The following is a 16,365-nucleotide window of genomic DNA, read 5'->3' as shown; positions in this document are numbered from 1 at the left end:
GTTTTACCGCTACCCAAAAAACCGGCCTTGATGCCGGTTTTTTTTCGCCTGGAATATCCCCGCGCTCTTATTCCTCCAACAAGGGCAGCTCAAGGATGAAACATGAGCCCTGGCCCACCTCGCTGCGGCAACTGATCCGCCCTTGATGCCGGTCCACCACCGCCTTGACCATGGACAGTCCCAGGCCCAGGCCATCGATGCCCTTGGCTGAGGCAAACCGCTGGTACTGACCGAATAGCAGGGGCAGGTCCTGGGCCGCAATGCCCCGGCCCTGGTCGATGATTTCGCAACGCAGCCAGCCCTCGGCACAACTCACCTGAACATTGACGGTGGAATTCGCCGGGCTGTACTTGATGGCGTTTTCCAGCAGATTGAACAGGGCCCGGGTCAGCAGCGACTGATCCGCCAGGATCATGCTCTCGCCTTCCTCATCGAGATCGTGCACCAGGTGGATATTCTTCAACTGGGCCAGGGTCGTGGCCTGGTCGAAGGCATCCAGGACCAGCATGGCAAACATGCTCGGTGCAAACTGATAGGCCTCCGACTCGGCCTTGGCCAATTGCACGAATGCCTCGGTCAGCCCCAGGGCTCGACGCACCTGTTGCTCGATCTGGCTGTAGACCTGCCTGGGCGGCGAAGGCTGGCGGCTCTGCACGTCCAGCAGCGCGAGGATCGCCGAATGGGGCGCGCGCAGATCATGGGATAGAAATCGCAGCAGTACGCCACGTTGCTGTTCGGCGTCCCGCTCGACGCTGAGGTCGGTGAAGCTCAATAACCAACCGATGGCGTTGTCACTGTCCACCGGCAACAGCGGCGCCAGTTCCATGCGCAGGCTACGTTGCTGGATGTCGCGAAACTCCAACGCCGTCAGTTGCTCAAGACTGGGATACAGCGCAGGTTCGGTCAGGCCTGGATAGCCCAGGGCGGCCAATTGCGCGATCAAGGGCTGCCCGACCAGTGAGTGGGCGAACACTTCCCGGGCATTGCGGTTGGCCAGCAGAATCTTGCCGTCCGGATCGCTGATCAGGGTTGCCACCGGCAGGTATTCCAAGCCATCGGCGATAAAGCGCCGGGTATCCCGGGTCCGGCTCAGGGCCTGTTCCAGAGCAACGATCTGCCCTTGCAGCACATCACCGACAGGGGTCTGGCTACGACGGCGCTCCGGCAACACCTTGGGCTCGCTGTCCAGGCGCTCCAGCTCCCAACCGAAATAGGCCAGGATCACGCTGAGCCGACGCCAGTTCCAGATCAGGTACGCCAGCAGCATGCCCAGCAGGCTGGCCACCGGCGACCACCAGTAGCCCAAACGCAGCATCAGCACCGATCCCAACAGGGCCAGGCCCATGCAACCCAGGGTTATCCACAAGGCGTGGCGCGGACGCCACAGCAACAATCCGAGCAAGGCTGCGGTCAGGGCCATGGACCACAGCATCCCCGACCACTGGCCCAGGGCGACGATGCTGCGATGCTGCAACAGGCCATTGAGCAGGTTGGCCTGGATCTCCACGCCCGGGGTGGTGCCCTGACTGCCGGATTGCGGGGTGACGTAACGGTCGCCCAGCCCCGGTGCGGTGGACCCCACCAGGATCAACCGGTCACGCAGCAACTCGGCCGGCACTTCGCCACGCAGCACGCTGACATAGGGCACGCTGGGAAAACCCGCCGCCTTGTCGATAAAGCCAATACGTACCGGGTTGGCTCGCAGCCAGCCCCTGGCGATCTGCGCAGTTCCGGGGCCCGGCATCAGCGGCGACAGCGGGTCGGCTTCGGTGAGCTGGTAGAGCAACCAGGTCAGCTGCGCTCGCGGCGCCTGCTGCGGACCTTCCCGCAGGTAGACACTGCGCACCGTACCGTCGGCATCCGCTTCAGCGTTGATGTGCCCCAGGCCCCGAGCACAGTGGCGCAGCACCGGCACCGGAGGGATCTCCTCCAGGTCCTGGCCGTAACGAGCGGCACCCTCGCGCAGCACCGGCAGGAACACCGTGCCGGCGCGACACAGGGCGGCGGCCAGCCGCGTGTCGTTTTCCACAGTGCTGCCGGGCTCGCTGAGGATTACATCAAACAACACGCCTTTGACCTTGGCGTCCGTCAGCCGGTCCAGCAACTGTCCATGGATCGCCCGCGGCCAGGGCCAACGTCCCAATTGCTGCAGGCTGTAGTCGTCGATGGTCACCAACAGAATGCGCGGGTCTACCGGCAGCGGGGTAAAGCGTCGCAGGTTGTCATAGAACAGGTTGTTCAAAGCCAGGCCGTGGCTCAGGGACAGTACAGCGGTCAGGGGCAGAAGAATCAGGCCAACCCACAACCATTCACGTACCAGGCGGCGAAACAGGCGCTGGGCCTGGGTCGGTTCACGGCCGTTGGCCCGTTGCTTCCAGAGACTCATCGACGGCCCGCCGACGGGTTATTGAACACGAGTGGTCCTGGGGTAGTAGAAGATGTCATAGACCCCGGTTTCTCCTTCCAGGCCATGCTCGTCGAATGCCGAGAGCCGTACATGATAGAAAAACGCCTTCAGGCCAGTGAAGTTCACTTCCGGGGTGCTGGAGAACTGTTCCTGCTTGATGTTCAGGAAATCCTTGTCCGTGGCCACCTGTGCCCGATAGCGACGGGCGCCCGGCAAAGGTTGCAGGATCAGTTGCCAGACGGGCAGGGCGCCGGTTTGTCCGGCCTGTCCCAGCAGCCGGGGCGCGGCTAGCAGTTCCACCGGTTTGAGGTCGCCCTGCTTCTGAATGCGCAATCCCTGGCGTGCCATGACCTGGACTTCCCCCGGCAGCGGACCTGCCGGTTTATCCACAGCGCGCTTGCCGGAACGCCGAGCTGCCTTGCTCGGCGGCTCGTCTTCGCGGCTCACCGCCACCTGACCGTTGAGCACCTCCACCAGGGATTGCTGATCATCATTACGCACCCGGAAGTGCGTACCCCGTACCCCCAACACGCCTACGGGGGTCACAATCTGGAAGCGGTCGTGGTCGCTGTTGCGCTTGATCACATAGGATTCGATCTGGCCTTGTTCCAGGACCACCTGAGGAATGCTGTATTGCGTATTCAGTTGCAGGGTGACCTGGGAACTGGAGGGCAACACCACTCGCGAACCATCGCCGAGGGACAGGCTGACGAAAGCCGATGGCGAGGTTTTCACCCCTTCTTTCTCATCGATGCTCATGCCTTCTTCCAGGGCCACCTCGCGGCCCTTGGCATCCAGTTTCCAGGCGTCACCGGTCAGGTGCTCGACGGTAGCCGGCAAGGGCTGGCCACGGCATTGCTGGTTGTCATCTATATAGGGAAGGCGTTGCGGGGCGGCCTGCACGGCACTCAGTGGCAGGCTCAGGCCCACTAGCAGCAATGCGGCGCACGCCACCTGCAACCGGCCAACGGACGGAGAAGGGCAGAGGTCATTCATGAATATGCTTTGAGCCTTTGGGGAAACCACGGCGAAATCCTACGCACCATACCTGAGGCAGCGCATGGGCAGAAAGCCGGACGCTGCGGGGCGTCGCCCAAGGAGAGGGGGCGAGTCGGAACCGGGAGGGAAGAACACAGGGACAGAAGAAAGTGACACGTCCCTGTGTCGGAACCGAGGCGACAGGTCGCCCGGCCCAAAGTCCTGAGGAGGCACTCCCTGTATTCCCCTTCAACGACGCACGCAAGCGCGCGTTGTGCCGCCAGCCTGGCGGTTGACACTCCCTGTGTCGGAGCACTTCCAGGTGCCCCCGTGTGCCACTCAGCGGGAGGCAATGTAACGCTGGCCGGGAGGCTGCGACGGATTTGCAATATTTGTTCAGAATCATCGCCGTGCCCTCTTAGAAGACCCACCGCGGCGCGGGTTGCTGCTGACCCGAAGGTAGCGCTATCCGTCCTATAACCGGTTCGGCGTCCAGGGTCAGGGTCGATTCACTGCTGATGGGCAAGACTGTCGTCGGGTGGTAGCCCTCGACGCTCGGTGCCTGATAGCGAGCATTGGTCAACGAAGGCAATGCACTGGCACTTATCCCCAGATAAGCAGCCAGCATCAAGCTGAAGAGGCGCACCGGGTCGTCGCCACTGAACATTCTGACAAGCGCGACCTGGCCTTTCCTGAGCATGTTCCCCATGGTTCTTTTCCTTGCTTGTGCGAGCCGGTATCGTGCTGTTGCAGTAGCCCGCAGGCACCCATGCTCCGGGTGCCTTACCGGCTATTTGATATCAGCGTACCGAGGGACCAGGGGCTCAAGAGCAATTCGCCACAATTGTTCAGAATCAGGCAAGGCGCCTAAACTTCCCCTCTGCCTGAAGCGCACAAGCGGCTGCTTCGGGCACTCTCGAACCATAAGGAACAGCCTCGCATGCGTGTCGCAATACTGGATGACGAACCCGCAGAACTGGCACGGGTGGAACAGACACTGCGAGAAATTCCCGGCCCGGGCGAACAGTCCTGGACCCTGCACAGTTTCGAACGGGGGGAGGACCTGTTACGCCAACTGCGGCGGGAAACCTTCGACCTGCTGATTCTCGACTGGCAAGTGCCGGACCTCAGCGGCCTGTCGTTGCTGCGCTGGACCCGGGAGCACATGGACTCGCCTCCGGCGGCCATCATGCTCACCAGCCGTGATGCCGAGAGCGATATCGTCCAGGCCCTGAACACCGGCGCCGATGACTACCTGAGCAAGCCTTTTCGTCCCAACGAACTCAAGGCCCGGGTCAATGCGGTGCTGCGCCGCCACGGCCTGCAGCGCAGCAACAGCGAGGAGGTCCTGACCTTCAATGACCTGAGTTTCGATGACGCCGAACTGACCGTCACTCGTGCCGGTGCCCCCATCAGCCTGACCGAGCGCGAATACCGCCTGGCCCGCTGCCTGTTCGCCAACCTGGGTCGCCCGCTGTCACGGGAGTACCTGTACGAGCGTTTCTGGACCCACGAGGAAATCGTCTCCTCACGGCCCCTGGATACCCACATCTACCGTCTGCGCAACAAGCTCGGACTGACCGCGGATCGTGGCTGGCAGTTGCTGACGATCTACGGCTACGGCTACCGGCTGGAAAGTGTCACGTCGCCTGACGAGCAGGGTAACTGACTGCTTGCCGTCAAAAGCGGCTTGATGTCATTGCGGGTCCTGCCAGACATCTTCATAGCCGGCGCGGTCGATGATGAAACGCGTCCCGCTCGGCAGATACAGGTAATCGATCACCTCCGGCAACAGCTCGAGCAGATGCTCGGCGCACAGAGGCTGGTAGAAATCCACGGCTGTGGAATGTTCGCCGCAGTGGATAAACCAACTGACCGTGCCGTTCTCCGGCAACTCGATCCGGGTGCCATAGATGGGCGACTGCGCAAGGGAGCGGGTGGCCAGTGCAATCATCGGCTCCGGTGCCTGGGGAGCAAGGTCGTAGCGTTCACAGATAAGCTGCTGTCTTTCGTTCATTGGGCCAGCCACCAATTGAGCAAGGTCTCGTCATCGGTGTCATCGAGGTTTTTGTAGATGTTGGCGTAGTACCACTCGATGCCCGTGGTCTCGCGGAAGCGGTTGAAGAACAGGGCGATGTTGTCCATGCCGTTTCGCGCCGGCACCGACAATGTCAGATTGCCCTTATGGCGCCCGTCGAGCATGCCGCCCAATTCGCTCGCCACATCCGCCGCCAGGGCAACTATGTATTCCTCAGGGATGTGATCCGCATAAATATGGATGCAGAAGTTGCCGCCACGCTTGAGCACCACGGCGGGGGCCTGCGGGTCCTTGATCGAGATAATGTCGCCCTTGGCCAGGTTCAGCGTCAGCCCTGGTGAATAGAGAATCTCGTAACTGTCTTCATCGATCCGCCGTACATGCAGCGGCTCATAGACCGGGCCGTGGCTGTTCTGCCCCGCAACAACCCGGATCGATATTTCCTGGTTTTCATCATCCATAACAAATTTCCGAGCGATTGCTGTTTTTACCAAGGGTGAAAAGAGCCGAGTCGGGCTCAGCCGCGTAGCGGGGTCAACGGCCCGACAAACACGTCTCGAAGCATGTGCTGCTGTCGAGTCTCCATCCCATCTCACAAAGGCGCCGCCATGGGCCTCACAAACTGTCCGTAAAAGAGGTTTTCCTCGAAGGAAAACATGACCTCTGCACTGCCCGGCATGACCAGGGCCGTATTCTCATCGGACGGATAGAAAAAGTCGTCCCAGCATTTTATAAAAATATCCCTGGGCACCTGTGCTGCGCAGCACCTGCCCCAGAACAGCCAGAACAGCCAGAACAGGCCTGCCTCCGGGCTTAGCCGCCGCTCGAAGAACAATGACGACTCACCGCGCTGGGCAAAATCCAGCGTGGTTTTTTCATGGCATTGAAACAGGCTGGGCAACCCAGTGATCAGACTGGGCACTGGAATGAACCGGTCCCACAGCACCTGTGACTCTGCCTGATCAAACAGCACAACGCGCTGTTTGTCGTCAGCACTCAGACCACAATCTGTGGCATTGAACCGCCAGGCGATGGGGAAGCGTGCTTCATCGAATAGGTGGCTGCTTGTACCTGCCAAGGTCAACGTCCTTATTGTCCAGTTAGCTTTCCACTTCCCAGGCCAGATCGGGATCAGCCGAGCCGTAGGCCGAGAAATAAGCCAGGGCCTGTCTCGCTCGCTCTTTAACCACACACTGATACCGAGGGTAACTGCCGGACTGGCCGCCTGCGACCAATTCAACCCGCTGATCGTCAGGACTGTCTGCGCTGAGCAGGGTCTGCAACGATTGGTCGACGTCCTGGGCGATAAAGACCACATACTGATCGGCAGCACCGCCTCCGATATGCATCAGGGTCTCGTCGCTGAAGAAAAAAACCGTCGAGCTGAAAGCCTTTCCGTCCAGGCGGTTGAGCGCGGACAGCACCTGCGTCGAATCGGGGTTCAACCACTCATGAGTGTGGCAACGATTACCGGCATATTCATCTTCAATGATTTTCTTGAGCATTCGCCATGACTGCCTTGTCCGGATAAAAACGTAAATCGTTATGGATGAGGGATTGAACAATCTGCCAATAAAAAAGGCCAACGCAAGCGTCGGCCTTTTTATTTTCAGCTGTGTCCCTGGGTCAGAAGTCCAGGTTGGACACCGCCAGGGCATTGCTTTCGATGAAGTCGCGACGTGGCTCGACCGCATCACCCATCAGGGTGTTGAAGATCTGGTCGGCGCCGATGGCGTCTTCGATGGTCACCTTGAGCATGCGGCGCATGCTTGGGTCCATGGTGGTTTCCCACAGCTGCTCAGGGTTCATCTCGCCCAGACCTTTGTATCGCTGGATGGTGTGACGCTTGGTGCTTTCCGCCATCAGCCAGTCCAGGGCTTCCTTGAACTCGGTCACGGCCTTCTTGCGCTCGCCGCGCTGAACATACGCGCCCTCGTCCAGCAGGGTGCTCAATTGAGCGCCCAGGGAGACCACGGTCTTGTAGTCGTTGCTGCCGAAGAAGTCGCGGTTGAAGGTGACGTAGTTGGACAGGCCGTGGGAGATCAGCTCGACCTCTGGCAGCCAGACATTACGCTCACGGTCTTCCCGCAGGCTGGCCTTGTAGACCAGGCCCGACTTCTCGGAGGTGCGCAGGCGGGCGTCGTACTTGGCCAGCCAATCCTGCATGGCGGCGTGATCGGACAGTTGCTCCATGGTCACGGCCGGCAGGTAGATGAAGTGCTCGGTCAGTTCCTGCGGGTACAGGCGCGACAGGCGTTTGAGGGTTTTCATTACCATGCGGAAATCGTTGACCAGACGCTCCAGCGCCTCGCCGGAGATCCCCGGAGCTTCGTCGTTCAGGTGCAGGCTGGCATCTTCCAGAGCCGACTGGGTCATGTAGTCTTCCATGGCCTCGTCGTCTTTGATGTATTGCTCTTGCTTGCCTTTCTTGACCTTGTACAGCGGAGGCTGGGCGATGTAGATGTAGCCGCGCTCGATCAGCTCCGGCAGCTGACGGAAGAAGAAGGTCAGCAGCAAGGTACGGATGTGCGAACCGTCGACGTCAGCATCGGTCATGATGATGATGTTGTGATAACGCAGCTTGTCGATGTTGTACTCTTCGCGGCCGATGCCGCAGCCCAGTGCGGTGATCAAGGTGCCGACCTCTTGCGAGGAGATCATCTTGTCGAAGCGAGCTTTCTCTACGTTGAGGATCTTGCCCTTGAGTGGCAGGATCGCCTGGGTCTTGCGGTTGCGTCCCTGCTTGGCGGAGCCGCCAGCAGAGTCACCTTCCACCAGGTAGAGTTCGGACAGGGCAGGGTCCTTTTCCTGGCAGTCCGCCAGTTTGCCCGGCAGGCCGGCGATATCCAGCGCGCCTTTACGACGGGTCATTTCACGGGCTTTACGCGCCGCTTCACGAGCACGAGCAGCGTCGATCATCTTGCCCACCACCAACTTGGCTTCGTTGGGGTTTTCCAGCAGGAAGTCGGAGAAGTACTTGCCCATCTCCTGTTCAACAGCGGTCTTCACTTCGGAAGAGACCAGCTTGTCCTTGGTCTGGGAGCTGAACTTAGGGTCCGGCACCTTCACCGAGATGATCGCGGTCAGGCCTTCACGAGCGTCGTCACCGGTGGTGGCAACCTTGTGCTTCTTGGCCAGGCCTTCGGCTTCGATGTAGGTGTTCAGGTTACGAGTCAGAGCAGAACGGAAGCCCACCAAGTGGGTGCCACCATCGCGCTGTGGAATGTTGTTGGTGAAGCACAACAGGTTCTCGTTGAAGCTGTCGTTCCATTGCAGGGCGATTTCCACGCCAATGCCGTCTTCACGCTGGATGTTGAAGTGGAACACCTGGTTGACCGCTGTCTTGTTGGTGTTCAGGTATTCAACAAACGCCCGCAGGCCACCTTCGTACTTGAACAGCTCTTCCTTGCCGCTGCGCTCATCCTTGAGGATGATGCCGACGCCGGAGTTGAGGAAGGACAGTTCACGAATCCGCTTGGCCAGGACGTCCCAGCTGAAGTGGATGTTCTTGAAGGTTTCAGCCGAAGGCTTGAAGTGGATCTGGGTACCGGTGGTTTCGCTGTCGCCAACGATCTTCATCCGCTCTTGCGGAACACCGTGGACATAGGTCTGTTCCCAGATCTTGCCGCTGCGGCGCACAGTGAGGATCAGCTCTTCGGACAGGGCGTTCACTACCGACACACCTACGCCGTGCAGACCGCCGGAGACCTTGTAGGAGTTATCGTCGAACTTACCGCCAGCGTGGAGCACGGTCATGATGACCTCTGCCGCCGAGACGCCTTCTTCTTTATGCACATCGACCGGGATGCCGCGACCATTGTCGCGAACGGTGATGGATTCGTCCGGGTGGATGATGATGCTGATGTCGTCGCAGTGGCCGGCCAGCGCTTCGTCGATGGAGTTATCGACCACCTCGAACACCATGTGGTGCAGACCGCTGCCGTCATCGGTGTCGCCAATGTACATACCGGGACGTTTGCGTACGGCATCCAAACCTTTCAGCACCTTGATGCTGGTCGAGTCGTACGTATTTTCTTCGCTCATGCCTTCACTCCCGATGGTCGTGGGTCTGGGTGATACGGCCTTGTTCCACGTGGAACAAAGCGACTGGCGTTTCCGTCTGCCAGCCTTCCCTCAATAATTCGTGGTCTACACAGGTGATAAACACCTGGCAGCGTAAGTCTTCCAACAAGCGACAAAGTGCGCGGCGATGCTGCTCGTCCAACTCGGACGGCAAGTCATCCACCAGATAAATACACTGACCGCGACGGGCCTGGCTCACCAAGTGCCCCTGGGCAATGCGCAAGGCACAGACCACCAACTTCTGCTGGCCACGGGACAAGATGTCCGCGGCGTTGTGTCCGCCTAAGCGCAGACGCAAATCAGCACGTTGTGGACCGGCCTGGGTATGACCCATTTGCTGATCGCGGTGCAGGGCGGTCGCGAGGACTTCACTGAGCTCTCGTTCCTTGTCCCAACCGCGGTAATAGCTAAGCGTCAGGCCCTCGAGCTGCAACAACTCGCCCAAGGTCCGCTCAAAGACTGGTTTCAAGGCTTTGATGTATGCGCGGCGGTATTCATCGATTTCAGCGCTGGCCTGACACAGTTCCCGGTCCCAGGCCGCTTGCGAAGCGGCGTCAAGTGTACCATGCCGCAGCCATGAGTTCCGCTGCCGCAGGGCCTTCTGCAAGCGCTGCCAGGTGGACATGAAGCGAGGTTCCACATGGAACACTCCCCAGTCCAGGAACTGCCGGCGGATCTTTGGAGCGCCTTCCAGCAGGCGAAAGCTGTCCGGGTTGATCAGTTGCAGCGGCAGGATCTCTGCCAGCTGCGCCGCGCTGCGGGCATTCTGACCGTCGATACGGATCTGGAACTCCCCCTGACGATCCCGAGATATCCCCAGGCTACTGTGCCCACCCTGGGCCAACTCCACCTGGCCGAAGACCGTACAGGCCAGCTGTTCATACTGGATCACCGGCAACAGGCGGGCACTGCGAAACGAGCGGGCAAGCCCCAGCAGATGGATGGCTTCCAGCACGCTGGTTTTGCCACTGCCGTTGGCGCCATAGAGAAGGTTGATGCGGGGAGAGGGGGAGAAGGTCACCGGGTGCAGATTGCGCACCGCGGTGACCGAGACGCGACTGAGGGACATCTAGCTTCTGCTGAGCATGATTACAGGCGCATCGGCATGACAACGTAAGCCGAGTCGTCGTTGTCGGATTCCTGCACCAGCGCACTGCTGTTGGAGTCGGAAAGAATCAGGCGCACCTGTTCGGTGGTCATCACCCCCAGCACGTCCAGCAGGTAACTGACGTTGAAGCCGATTTCCAGCGAGCCGCCGTTGTACTCCACGCCCACTTCTTCTTCCGCTTCTTCCTGCTCCGGGTTGTTGGCCTGGATCTTCAACTGACCATTGGCCAGTTGCAGACGGATGCCGCGGTACTTCTCGTTGGACAGGATCGCGGTACGGCTGAAGGCTTCACGCAGGGCCTGACGGTCACCCAGTACCAGCTTGTCACCGCCTTTTGGCAGCACGCGCTCGTAGTCAGGGAACTTGCCGTCCACCAGCTTGGAGGTGAAGGTGAACTCGCCGGTAGTGGCGCGAATGTGGTGCTGACCCAGGACGATGCTGACGTTGCCATCCGGCTCGGTGAGCAGACGGGCCAGCTCCAGGATGCCTTTACGCGGCACGATCACCTGGTGGCGATCCGGCTGGCCGATATCCGCCTGCATCGAGCACATGGCCAGACGGTGACCATCGGTGGCCACGGCGCGGATGATACCGGCGGACACTTCCAGCAGCATGCCGTTGAGGTAGTAGCGCACGTCCTGCTGGGCCATGGCGAAGCTGGTGCGTTCGATCAAGCGACGCAGACGGCTTTGCTCCAGCTGGCAGGTCAGCGAGCCAGGGCCTTCTTCCACGGTAGGGAAGTCGTTGGCTGGCAGGGTCGACAGGGTGAAGCGGCTACGCCCGGCCTTCACCACCAGTTTCTGCTCGTCGACCTTGATATCGATCAGCGCGTCGTTGGGCAGGCTCTTGCAGATATCCATCAGCTTGCGCGCGGGAACGGTGATTTCCCCCGGCTCTGCAGGCTCTTCAAGTTGCACACGACCGACCAGCTCGACTTCCAGGTCGGTACCGGTCAGCGACAGTTGCTGGCCTTCGACAACCAGCAGCACGTTGGAAAGTACCGGCAAGGTCTGACGGCGTTCGACGACGCCGGCGACCAGTTGCAGGGGTTTCAACAGGGCTTCGCGTTGAATGGTGAAATGCATGGTCTAGTCCCTTGCCTTAATAAGCTGCGTTGGAGTCATCAAGTGGTCAGAGTACGCAGCAGGTTCTTGTAGTCCTCGCGGATGTCCGCGTCGGATTCCTTAAGTTCATTGATCTTGCGGCAGGCGTGCAGAACCGTGGTGTGGTCGCGACCGCCGAACACATCGCCGATTTCCGGCAGGCTGTGGTTGGTCAGCTCCTTGGACAGGGCCATAGCCACCTGACGTGGACGAGCCACCGAACGCGAACGTCGCTTGGACAGCAGATCGGAAATCTTGATCTTGTAGTACTCGGCGACGGTGCGCTGGATGTTATCCACAGACACCAGTTTATCCTGCAGGGCCAGCAGGTCCTTCAGGGATTCGCGAATCAGCTCGATGGTGATGTCGCGCCCCATGAAGTGCGAGTGGGCGATGACCCGCTTGAGTGCGCCTTCCAGTTCACGGACGTTGGAACGAATCCGTTGAGCAATGAAGAACGCCGCATCGTGGGGCAGTTCGACCTTGGCCTGGTCGGCCTTTTTCATCAGGATCGCCACCCGGGTTTCCAGTTCCGGAGGTTCTACCGCTACCGTCAGGCCCCAGCCGAAGCGGGACTTGAGGCGTTCTTCCAGGCCTTCGATTTCCTTCGGATAACGGTCGCTGGTGAGAATCACCTGCTGGCCGCCTTCGAGGAGGGCGTTGAACGTATGGAAGAACTCTTCCTGGGAACGCTCCTTGCGGGCGAAGAACTGGATGTCGTCGATCAGCAATGCGTCGACCGAACGATAGAAACGCTTGAATTCGTTGATGGCGTTGAGCTGCAGCGCCTTGACCATGTCCGCAACAAAACGCTCGGAATGCAGGTACACGACCTTGGCATTCGGATTCTTCTTTAATAGGTGGTTACCCACGGCGTGCATCAAGTGGGTCTTACCCAGACCGACGCCGCCATAAAGGAAGAGCGGGTTGTAGCCATGCTTGGGGTTGTCCGCCACCTGCCAGGCCGCAGCCCGGGCCAGTTGGTTGGACTTACCCTCAACGAAGTTTTCAAAGGTGAAGGTGCGGTTCAGGTAGCTGGTGTGCTTGAGCGCACCTTCTACCTGGACGGTACGCTGCTCGGCGCGTACCGGTGCCTGCTGCGAGCTGGCGCCCGCCATCGGGTCGAAGCTGTCACGAGAGGGTTCTTCACTGACTTCGGCTGCCTTCTGCGCCGCGGCTTTCTTGGCCGGGGCAGAGCTGGTGGCCTGAGTCGGCGCGGGAGCGGCCGGGACTGCATTGGCGGCCGCTGCCTGCAACGCCTGGGAGGCGGCTGCGGCCAGCGGCGCATTAGGCGCGGCTCGCGGCGCCGAACTGCGTTTGCTGCCTATTAATAAGGAAAGAACCGGCGCCGTGCCATTGCCGTGTTCATCCAGCAGCTCGAGCACGCGGCCCAGGTACTTTTCGTTGACCCAATCGAGAACAAAACGATTCGGTGCGTAAACACGCAACTCGTCGCCTTCGGCTTCGACCTGTAGCGGACGGATCCAAGTGTTGAATTGCTGGGCAGGCAGCTCATCACGCAGAAGCTCCACGCACTGCTGCCAAAGTTCCACTGACACGGATATCCCCTAAGTTGAAAGCCGGTGAGGCAAAAACAAGCGGCCATTGTAGCGATCAGCCGTCCACTTATCCACATGTAGCGTGCCCTGAGGACACTAAGAATCAACGCCTTACCCCGAATAAACACGACCAATGGTATGTGCATAAGCTCTGTGGATAACCCCACTTGAGGTCGTTGTACAACTCGGGGTGAAACTCAGTGGATAACTCGCCTGTGGATAACCTACCTTTCCACACACAGCTTTTCCGATAGCGCAGCACAGGCAGAGCACGGCTTCTCAACCGTGTTGTCATTCTCTGTACAGCACGGAATATAAGGGCTAAAGGCAGTTATCCACAGAAGGTAGCGTCCCTAGCCTTTATAAGCTTTACAGAAAAGCTTTAAATACTTTCCTTCTTTATTTTTATATCTAGCCAACCCTGAGTCACAACCCTGGACCCGGACATACATAGATAAAGGAAAAGCTGGTTGGAAATTGACCTAGAGGCTTGCTTTCTCTAGAATCGCCGGTCTCTTAAAACGGGGGCCATTCCGGCCCGTTGTGGACGAACCAGGTAACACGACATGAAACGTACTTTCCAACCAAGCACTATCAAACGCGCTCGTACCCACGGTTTCCGTGCTCGCATGGCTACCAAGAACGGTCGTGCCGTCCTGTCGCGTCGTCGCGCCAAAGGTCGTGCGCGTCTGGCAGTTTGATAATCCGGCACTGGAGGTGAGTCAGGACTTCAGTCGGGAAAAGCGTCTGCTTACCCCCCGGCACTTCAAGGCGGTCTTTGACTCCCCTACCGGCAAGGTTCCGGGGAAAAATCTCCTGCTCCTTGCGCGCAACAACGATCTTGATCATCCCCGTTTGGGGCTCGTGATCGGGAAAAAGAGCGTAAAACTCTCCGTTGAGCGCAATCGCCTCAAGCGTCTGATGCGCGAATCGTTTCGTCTCCACCAGGACTCACTGGTCGGATGGGATATCGTTATCGTCGCGCGTAAAGGTTTGGGCGATGTAGAAAACCCCGAATTGATTCAGCATTTCGGCAAACTCTGGAAACGTCTGGCGCGCAACAAGCCGGAACCAGCAGTCAAATCCGAAACTGTAGGGGTAGACAGTCCCGATGCGTAAACTGGCCCTCGTTCCGATCCAGTTTTACCGCTATGCCATTAGTCCTCTGATGGCCAATCACTGTCGTTTCTACCCCAGTTGTTCCTGCTACGCGTTGGAAGCCATCGAAAATCATGGCCTTCTACGCGGTGGCTGGCTGACCTTTCGTCGTTTAGGTCGCTGTCATCCGTGGAATCCCGGTGGTTATGACCCGGTTCCACCTATCCCTACCTCCCGTTCTTCTTCGATGGCCGAGTAATCATGGATATCAAACGCACGATCCTGATCGTCGCCCTGGCAATCGTGTCCTATGTCATGGTTCTTAAATGGAACCAGGATTATGGCCAGGCTGCCCTGCCGACTCAGAATGTTGCTTCCAGCACGACCGCTCCGGGCTTGCCGGATACGCCAACTGGCACTCCCGCTGCCAACGACGACATTCCACGCGCCGCAAGCGATACCACTGCACCCGCAGAAGCGCCGGTTGCTGCAAGCAAAGATCTCATTCAGATCAAAACGGATGTGCTCGACCTGGCTGTCGATCCACAAGGTGGGGATATCGCGCAACTGCGTTTGCCACTGTATCCACGTCGTCAGGACCACCCGGAAATTCCTTTCCAGCTGTTCGATAACGGCAACGAGCGGACTTATCTGGCACAAAGTGGCTTGATTGGCAGCAACGGCCCGGACGCCAACCCGGCCGGTCGCCCGATCTACTCGGCAGAGAAGAAAAGTTATCAACTGGCTGAAGGTCAGGACCAATTGGTCGTCGACCTGAAGTTCAGCAAGGACGGCGTCAACTACATCAAGCGCTTCACCCTGAAGCGTGGCCTGTATGACATCACCGTTTCCTACCTGATCGATAACGAAAGCGCGCAACCTTGGACCGGTGCGATGTTCGCCCAGCTCAAGCGCGATGCCAGTTCCGATCCGTCCTCCAGCACCGCCACCGGCACCGCGACTTACCTGGGCGCAGCCCTGTGGACAAGTTCCGAGCCGTACAAAAAAGTGTCCATGAAAGACATGGACAAGGTGAACGAGGATAAATCCAAGGCCCCAATCACCGAAAACGTTCAGGGTGGCTGGGTAGCTTGGCTGCAACACTACTTCGTGACGGCCTGGATTCCGCCAAAAGGCGAAAATAACCAGGTCCTGGCGCGTAAAGACAGCAAAGGCAACTACATCATTGGCTACACCGGCCCTTCGATGACTGTTGCTCCAGGTGCCAAGGCTGAAACCAGCGCCATTCTGTACGCCGGTCCGAAAAGCCAGGCCGTGCTGAAAGAGTTGTCCCCAGGTCTTGAACTGACTGTGGACTACGGTTTCCTGTGGTTCATCGCCCAACCCATCTTCTGGCTGCTGCAACATATCCACAGCCTGGTGGGTAACTGGGGCTGGTCGATTATTTTCCTGACCATGCTGATCAAAGGGATCTTCTTCCCTCTGTCGGCCGCCAGCTACAAGTCCATGGCACGTATGCGTGCAGTGGCACCTAAACTGGCCGCGCTGAAGGAAAAATTCGGCGACGATCGTCAGAAAATGTCCCAGGCGATGATGGAGCTGTACAAGAAAGAGAAGATCAATCCGCTGGGTGGCTGCTTGCCGATCCTGGTGCAGATGCCGGTCTTCCTGTCCCTGTACTGGGTACTCCTGGAAAGCGTGGAAATGCGCCAGGCACCGTTCATGCTGTGGATTACCGACCTGTCGATCAAGGATCCGTTCTTCATCCTGCCGATCATCATGGGCGCCACCATGTTCATCCAGCAGCAGTTGAACCCGACTCCTCCGGATCCGATGCAGGCCAAGGTGATGAAAATGATGCCGATCATCTTCACCTTCTTCTTCCTGTGGTTCCCTGCAGGTCTGGTGCTGTACTGGGTAGTGAACAACTGCCTGTCGATCGCACAACAGTGGTACATCACTCGTAAGATCGAAGCGGCTACCAAGAAAGCAGCTGCCTGACCTACGCTGTGGATAACCACACAAGACGC

General features: G+C 59.0%; 16 protein-coding genes. 5 read left to right on the top strand and 11 right to left on the bottom strand.

The genetic code is table 11. The features are described from left to right. Nucleotides 1-67: 67 nt before the first annotated feature. The 3 genes from FW796_RS13220 to FW796_RS13210 form a co-directional block, all read right to left on the bottom strand. Entirely contained in the window at nucleotides 68-2,386 is a 2,319-nt protein-coding gene (locus FW796_RS13220) for a CHASE2 domain-containing protein (RefSeq protein ID WP_446439445.1), read from the bottom strand. A gap of 18 nt (nucleotides 2,387-2,404) precedes the next feature. Then, nucleotides 2,405-3,403 carry a FecR family protein gene (locus tag FW796_RS13215; protein WP_346634702.1) on the bottom strand — a complete coding sequence of 333 codons (999 nt, stop codon included), beginning with the start codon at nucleotides 3,401-3,403 and terminating at the stop codon, nucleotides 2,405-2,407. 400 nt (nucleotides 3,404-3,803) lie between these two features. After that, nucleotides 3,804-4,094 carry a hypothetical protein gene (locus FW796_RS13210; protein ID WP_346634703.1) on the bottom strand — a complete coding sequence of 97 codons (291 nt, stop codon included), beginning with the start codon at nucleotides 4,092-4,094 and terminating at the stop codon, nucleotides 3,804-3,806. Between the two features lie 231 nt (nucleotides 4,095-4,325). Between FW796_RS13210 and FW796_RS13205 the strand changes: the two genes are divergently transcribed. Further along, complete coding sequence (locus FW796_RS13205) at nucleotides 4,326-5,054, top strand: response regulator transcription factor (protein ID WP_446439444.1); 729 nt, start codon at nucleotides 4,326-4,328, stop codon at nucleotides 5,052-5,054. Nucleotides 5,055-5,081: 27 nt separating this feature from the next. Here the strand turns inward: FW796_RS13205 and FW796_RS13200 are convergent, their stop codons facing one another. From FW796_RS13200 to dnaA, 8 genes are all read right to left on the bottom strand, one after another. Continuing rightward, nucleotides 5,082-5,402 carry an immunity protein Imm33 domain-containing protein gene (locus FW796_RS13200; RefSeq protein WP_446439443.1) on the bottom strand — a complete coding sequence of 107 codons (321 nt, stop codon included), beginning with the start codon at nucleotides 5,400-5,402 and terminating at the stop codon, nucleotides 5,082-5,084. Further along, nucleotides 5,399-5,884, bottom strand: a complete 486-nt coding sequence (locus FW796_RS13195; protein WP_346634706.1) for a DUF4265 domain-containing protein — start codon at nucleotides 5,882-5,884, stop codon at nucleotides 5,399-5,401. Before FW796_RS13195 ends, FW796_RS13200 begins: the two co-directional genes overlap by 4 nt. Before the next feature lie 131 nt (nucleotides 5,885-6,015). Then, nucleotides 6,016-6,501 carry a hypothetical protein gene (locus FW796_RS13190; protein ID WP_446439442.1) on the bottom strand — a complete coding sequence of 162 codons (486 nt, stop codon included), beginning with the start codon at nucleotides 6,499-6,501 and terminating at the stop codon, nucleotides 6,016-6,018. A gap of 22 nt (nucleotides 6,502-6,523) precedes the next feature. Next, nucleotides 6,524-6,928 (bottom strand): histidine kinase, encoded by a 405-nt coding sequence (locus FW796_RS13185; protein WP_346634708.1) that lies wholly within the window; start codon nucleotides 6,926-6,928, stop codon nucleotides 6,524-6,526. A 121-nt stretch (nucleotides 6,929-7,049) separates the two neighbouring features. Further along, nucleotides 7,050-9,467 (bottom strand): DNA topoisomerase (ATP-hydrolyzing) subunit B, encoded by a 2,418-nt coding sequence (gene gyrB / locus FW796_RS13180; protein ID WP_446439441.1) that lies wholly within the window; start codon nucleotides 9,465-9,467, stop codon nucleotides 7,050-7,052. Nucleotides 9,468-9,471: 4 nt separating this feature from the next. After that, nucleotides 9,472-10,575 carry a DNA replication/repair protein RecF gene (gene recF / locus FW796_RS13175; protein WP_123723707.1) on the bottom strand — a complete coding sequence of 368 codons (1,104 nt, stop codon included), beginning with the start codon at nucleotides 10,573-10,575 and terminating at the stop codon, nucleotides 9,472-9,474. A gap of 20 nt (nucleotides 10,576-10,595) precedes the next feature. Next, the gene (dnaN, locus tag FW796_RS13170; RefSeq protein ID WP_011058392.1) at nucleotides 10,596-11,699 is read right to left on the bottom strand and encodes a DNA polymerase III subunit beta; all 1,104 of its coding nucleotides are present in this window, start codon (nucleotides 11,697-11,699) and stop codon (nucleotides 10,596-10,598) included. Nucleotides 11,700-11,737: 38 nt separating this feature from the next. Further along, on the bottom strand, nucleotides 11,738-13,276 hold the full coding sequence (dnaA, locus tag FW796_RS13165) for a chromosomal replication initiator protein DnaA (RefSeq protein WP_346634710.1): 1,539 nt from the start codon (nucleotides 13,274-13,276) through the stop codon (nucleotides 11,738-11,740). Nucleotides 13,277-13,842: 566 nt separating this feature from the next. Here dnaA and rpmH point away from each other — a divergent pair. The 4 genes from rpmH to yidC are packed head-to-tail and all read left to right on the top strand — an operon-like array spanning nucleotide 13,843 to nucleotide 16,336. Beyond that, a complete protein-coding gene (gene rpmH / locus FW796_RS13160) occupies nucleotides 13,843-13,977 on the top strand; it encodes a 50S ribosomal protein L34 (RefSeq protein ID WP_003213577.1) in 135 nt (44 codons plus the stop codon). 16 nt (nucleotides 13,978-13,993) lie between these two features. Beyond that, a complete protein-coding gene (rnpA, locus tag FW796_RS13155; protein WP_197662869.1) occupies nucleotides 13,994-14,395 on the top strand; it encodes a ribonuclease P protein component in 402 nt (133 codons plus the stop codon). After that, nucleotides 14,388-14,633 (top strand): membrane protein insertion efficiency factor YidD, encoded by a 246-nt coding sequence (gene yidD / locus FW796_RS13150; RefSeq protein ID WP_003213574.1) that lies wholly within the window; start codon nucleotides 14,388-14,390, stop codon nucleotides 14,631-14,633. Before rnpA ends, yidD begins: the two co-directional genes overlap by 8 nt. A gap of 2 nt (nucleotides 14,634-14,635) precedes the next feature. Beyond that, complete coding sequence (gene yidC, locus FW796_RS13145; protein WP_041120515.1) at nucleotides 14,636-16,336, top strand: membrane protein insertase YidC; 1,701 nt, start codon at nucleotides 14,636-14,638, stop codon at nucleotides 16,334-16,336. Nucleotides 16,337-16,365: the final 29 nt, after the last annotated feature.

It is taken from the genome of Pseudomonas sp. 910_21, from assembly GCF_052850735.1.
The sequence above is the reverse complement of the archived record's forward strand: the minus strand, read 5'-3'. Positions and strand labels throughout refer to the sequence as shown.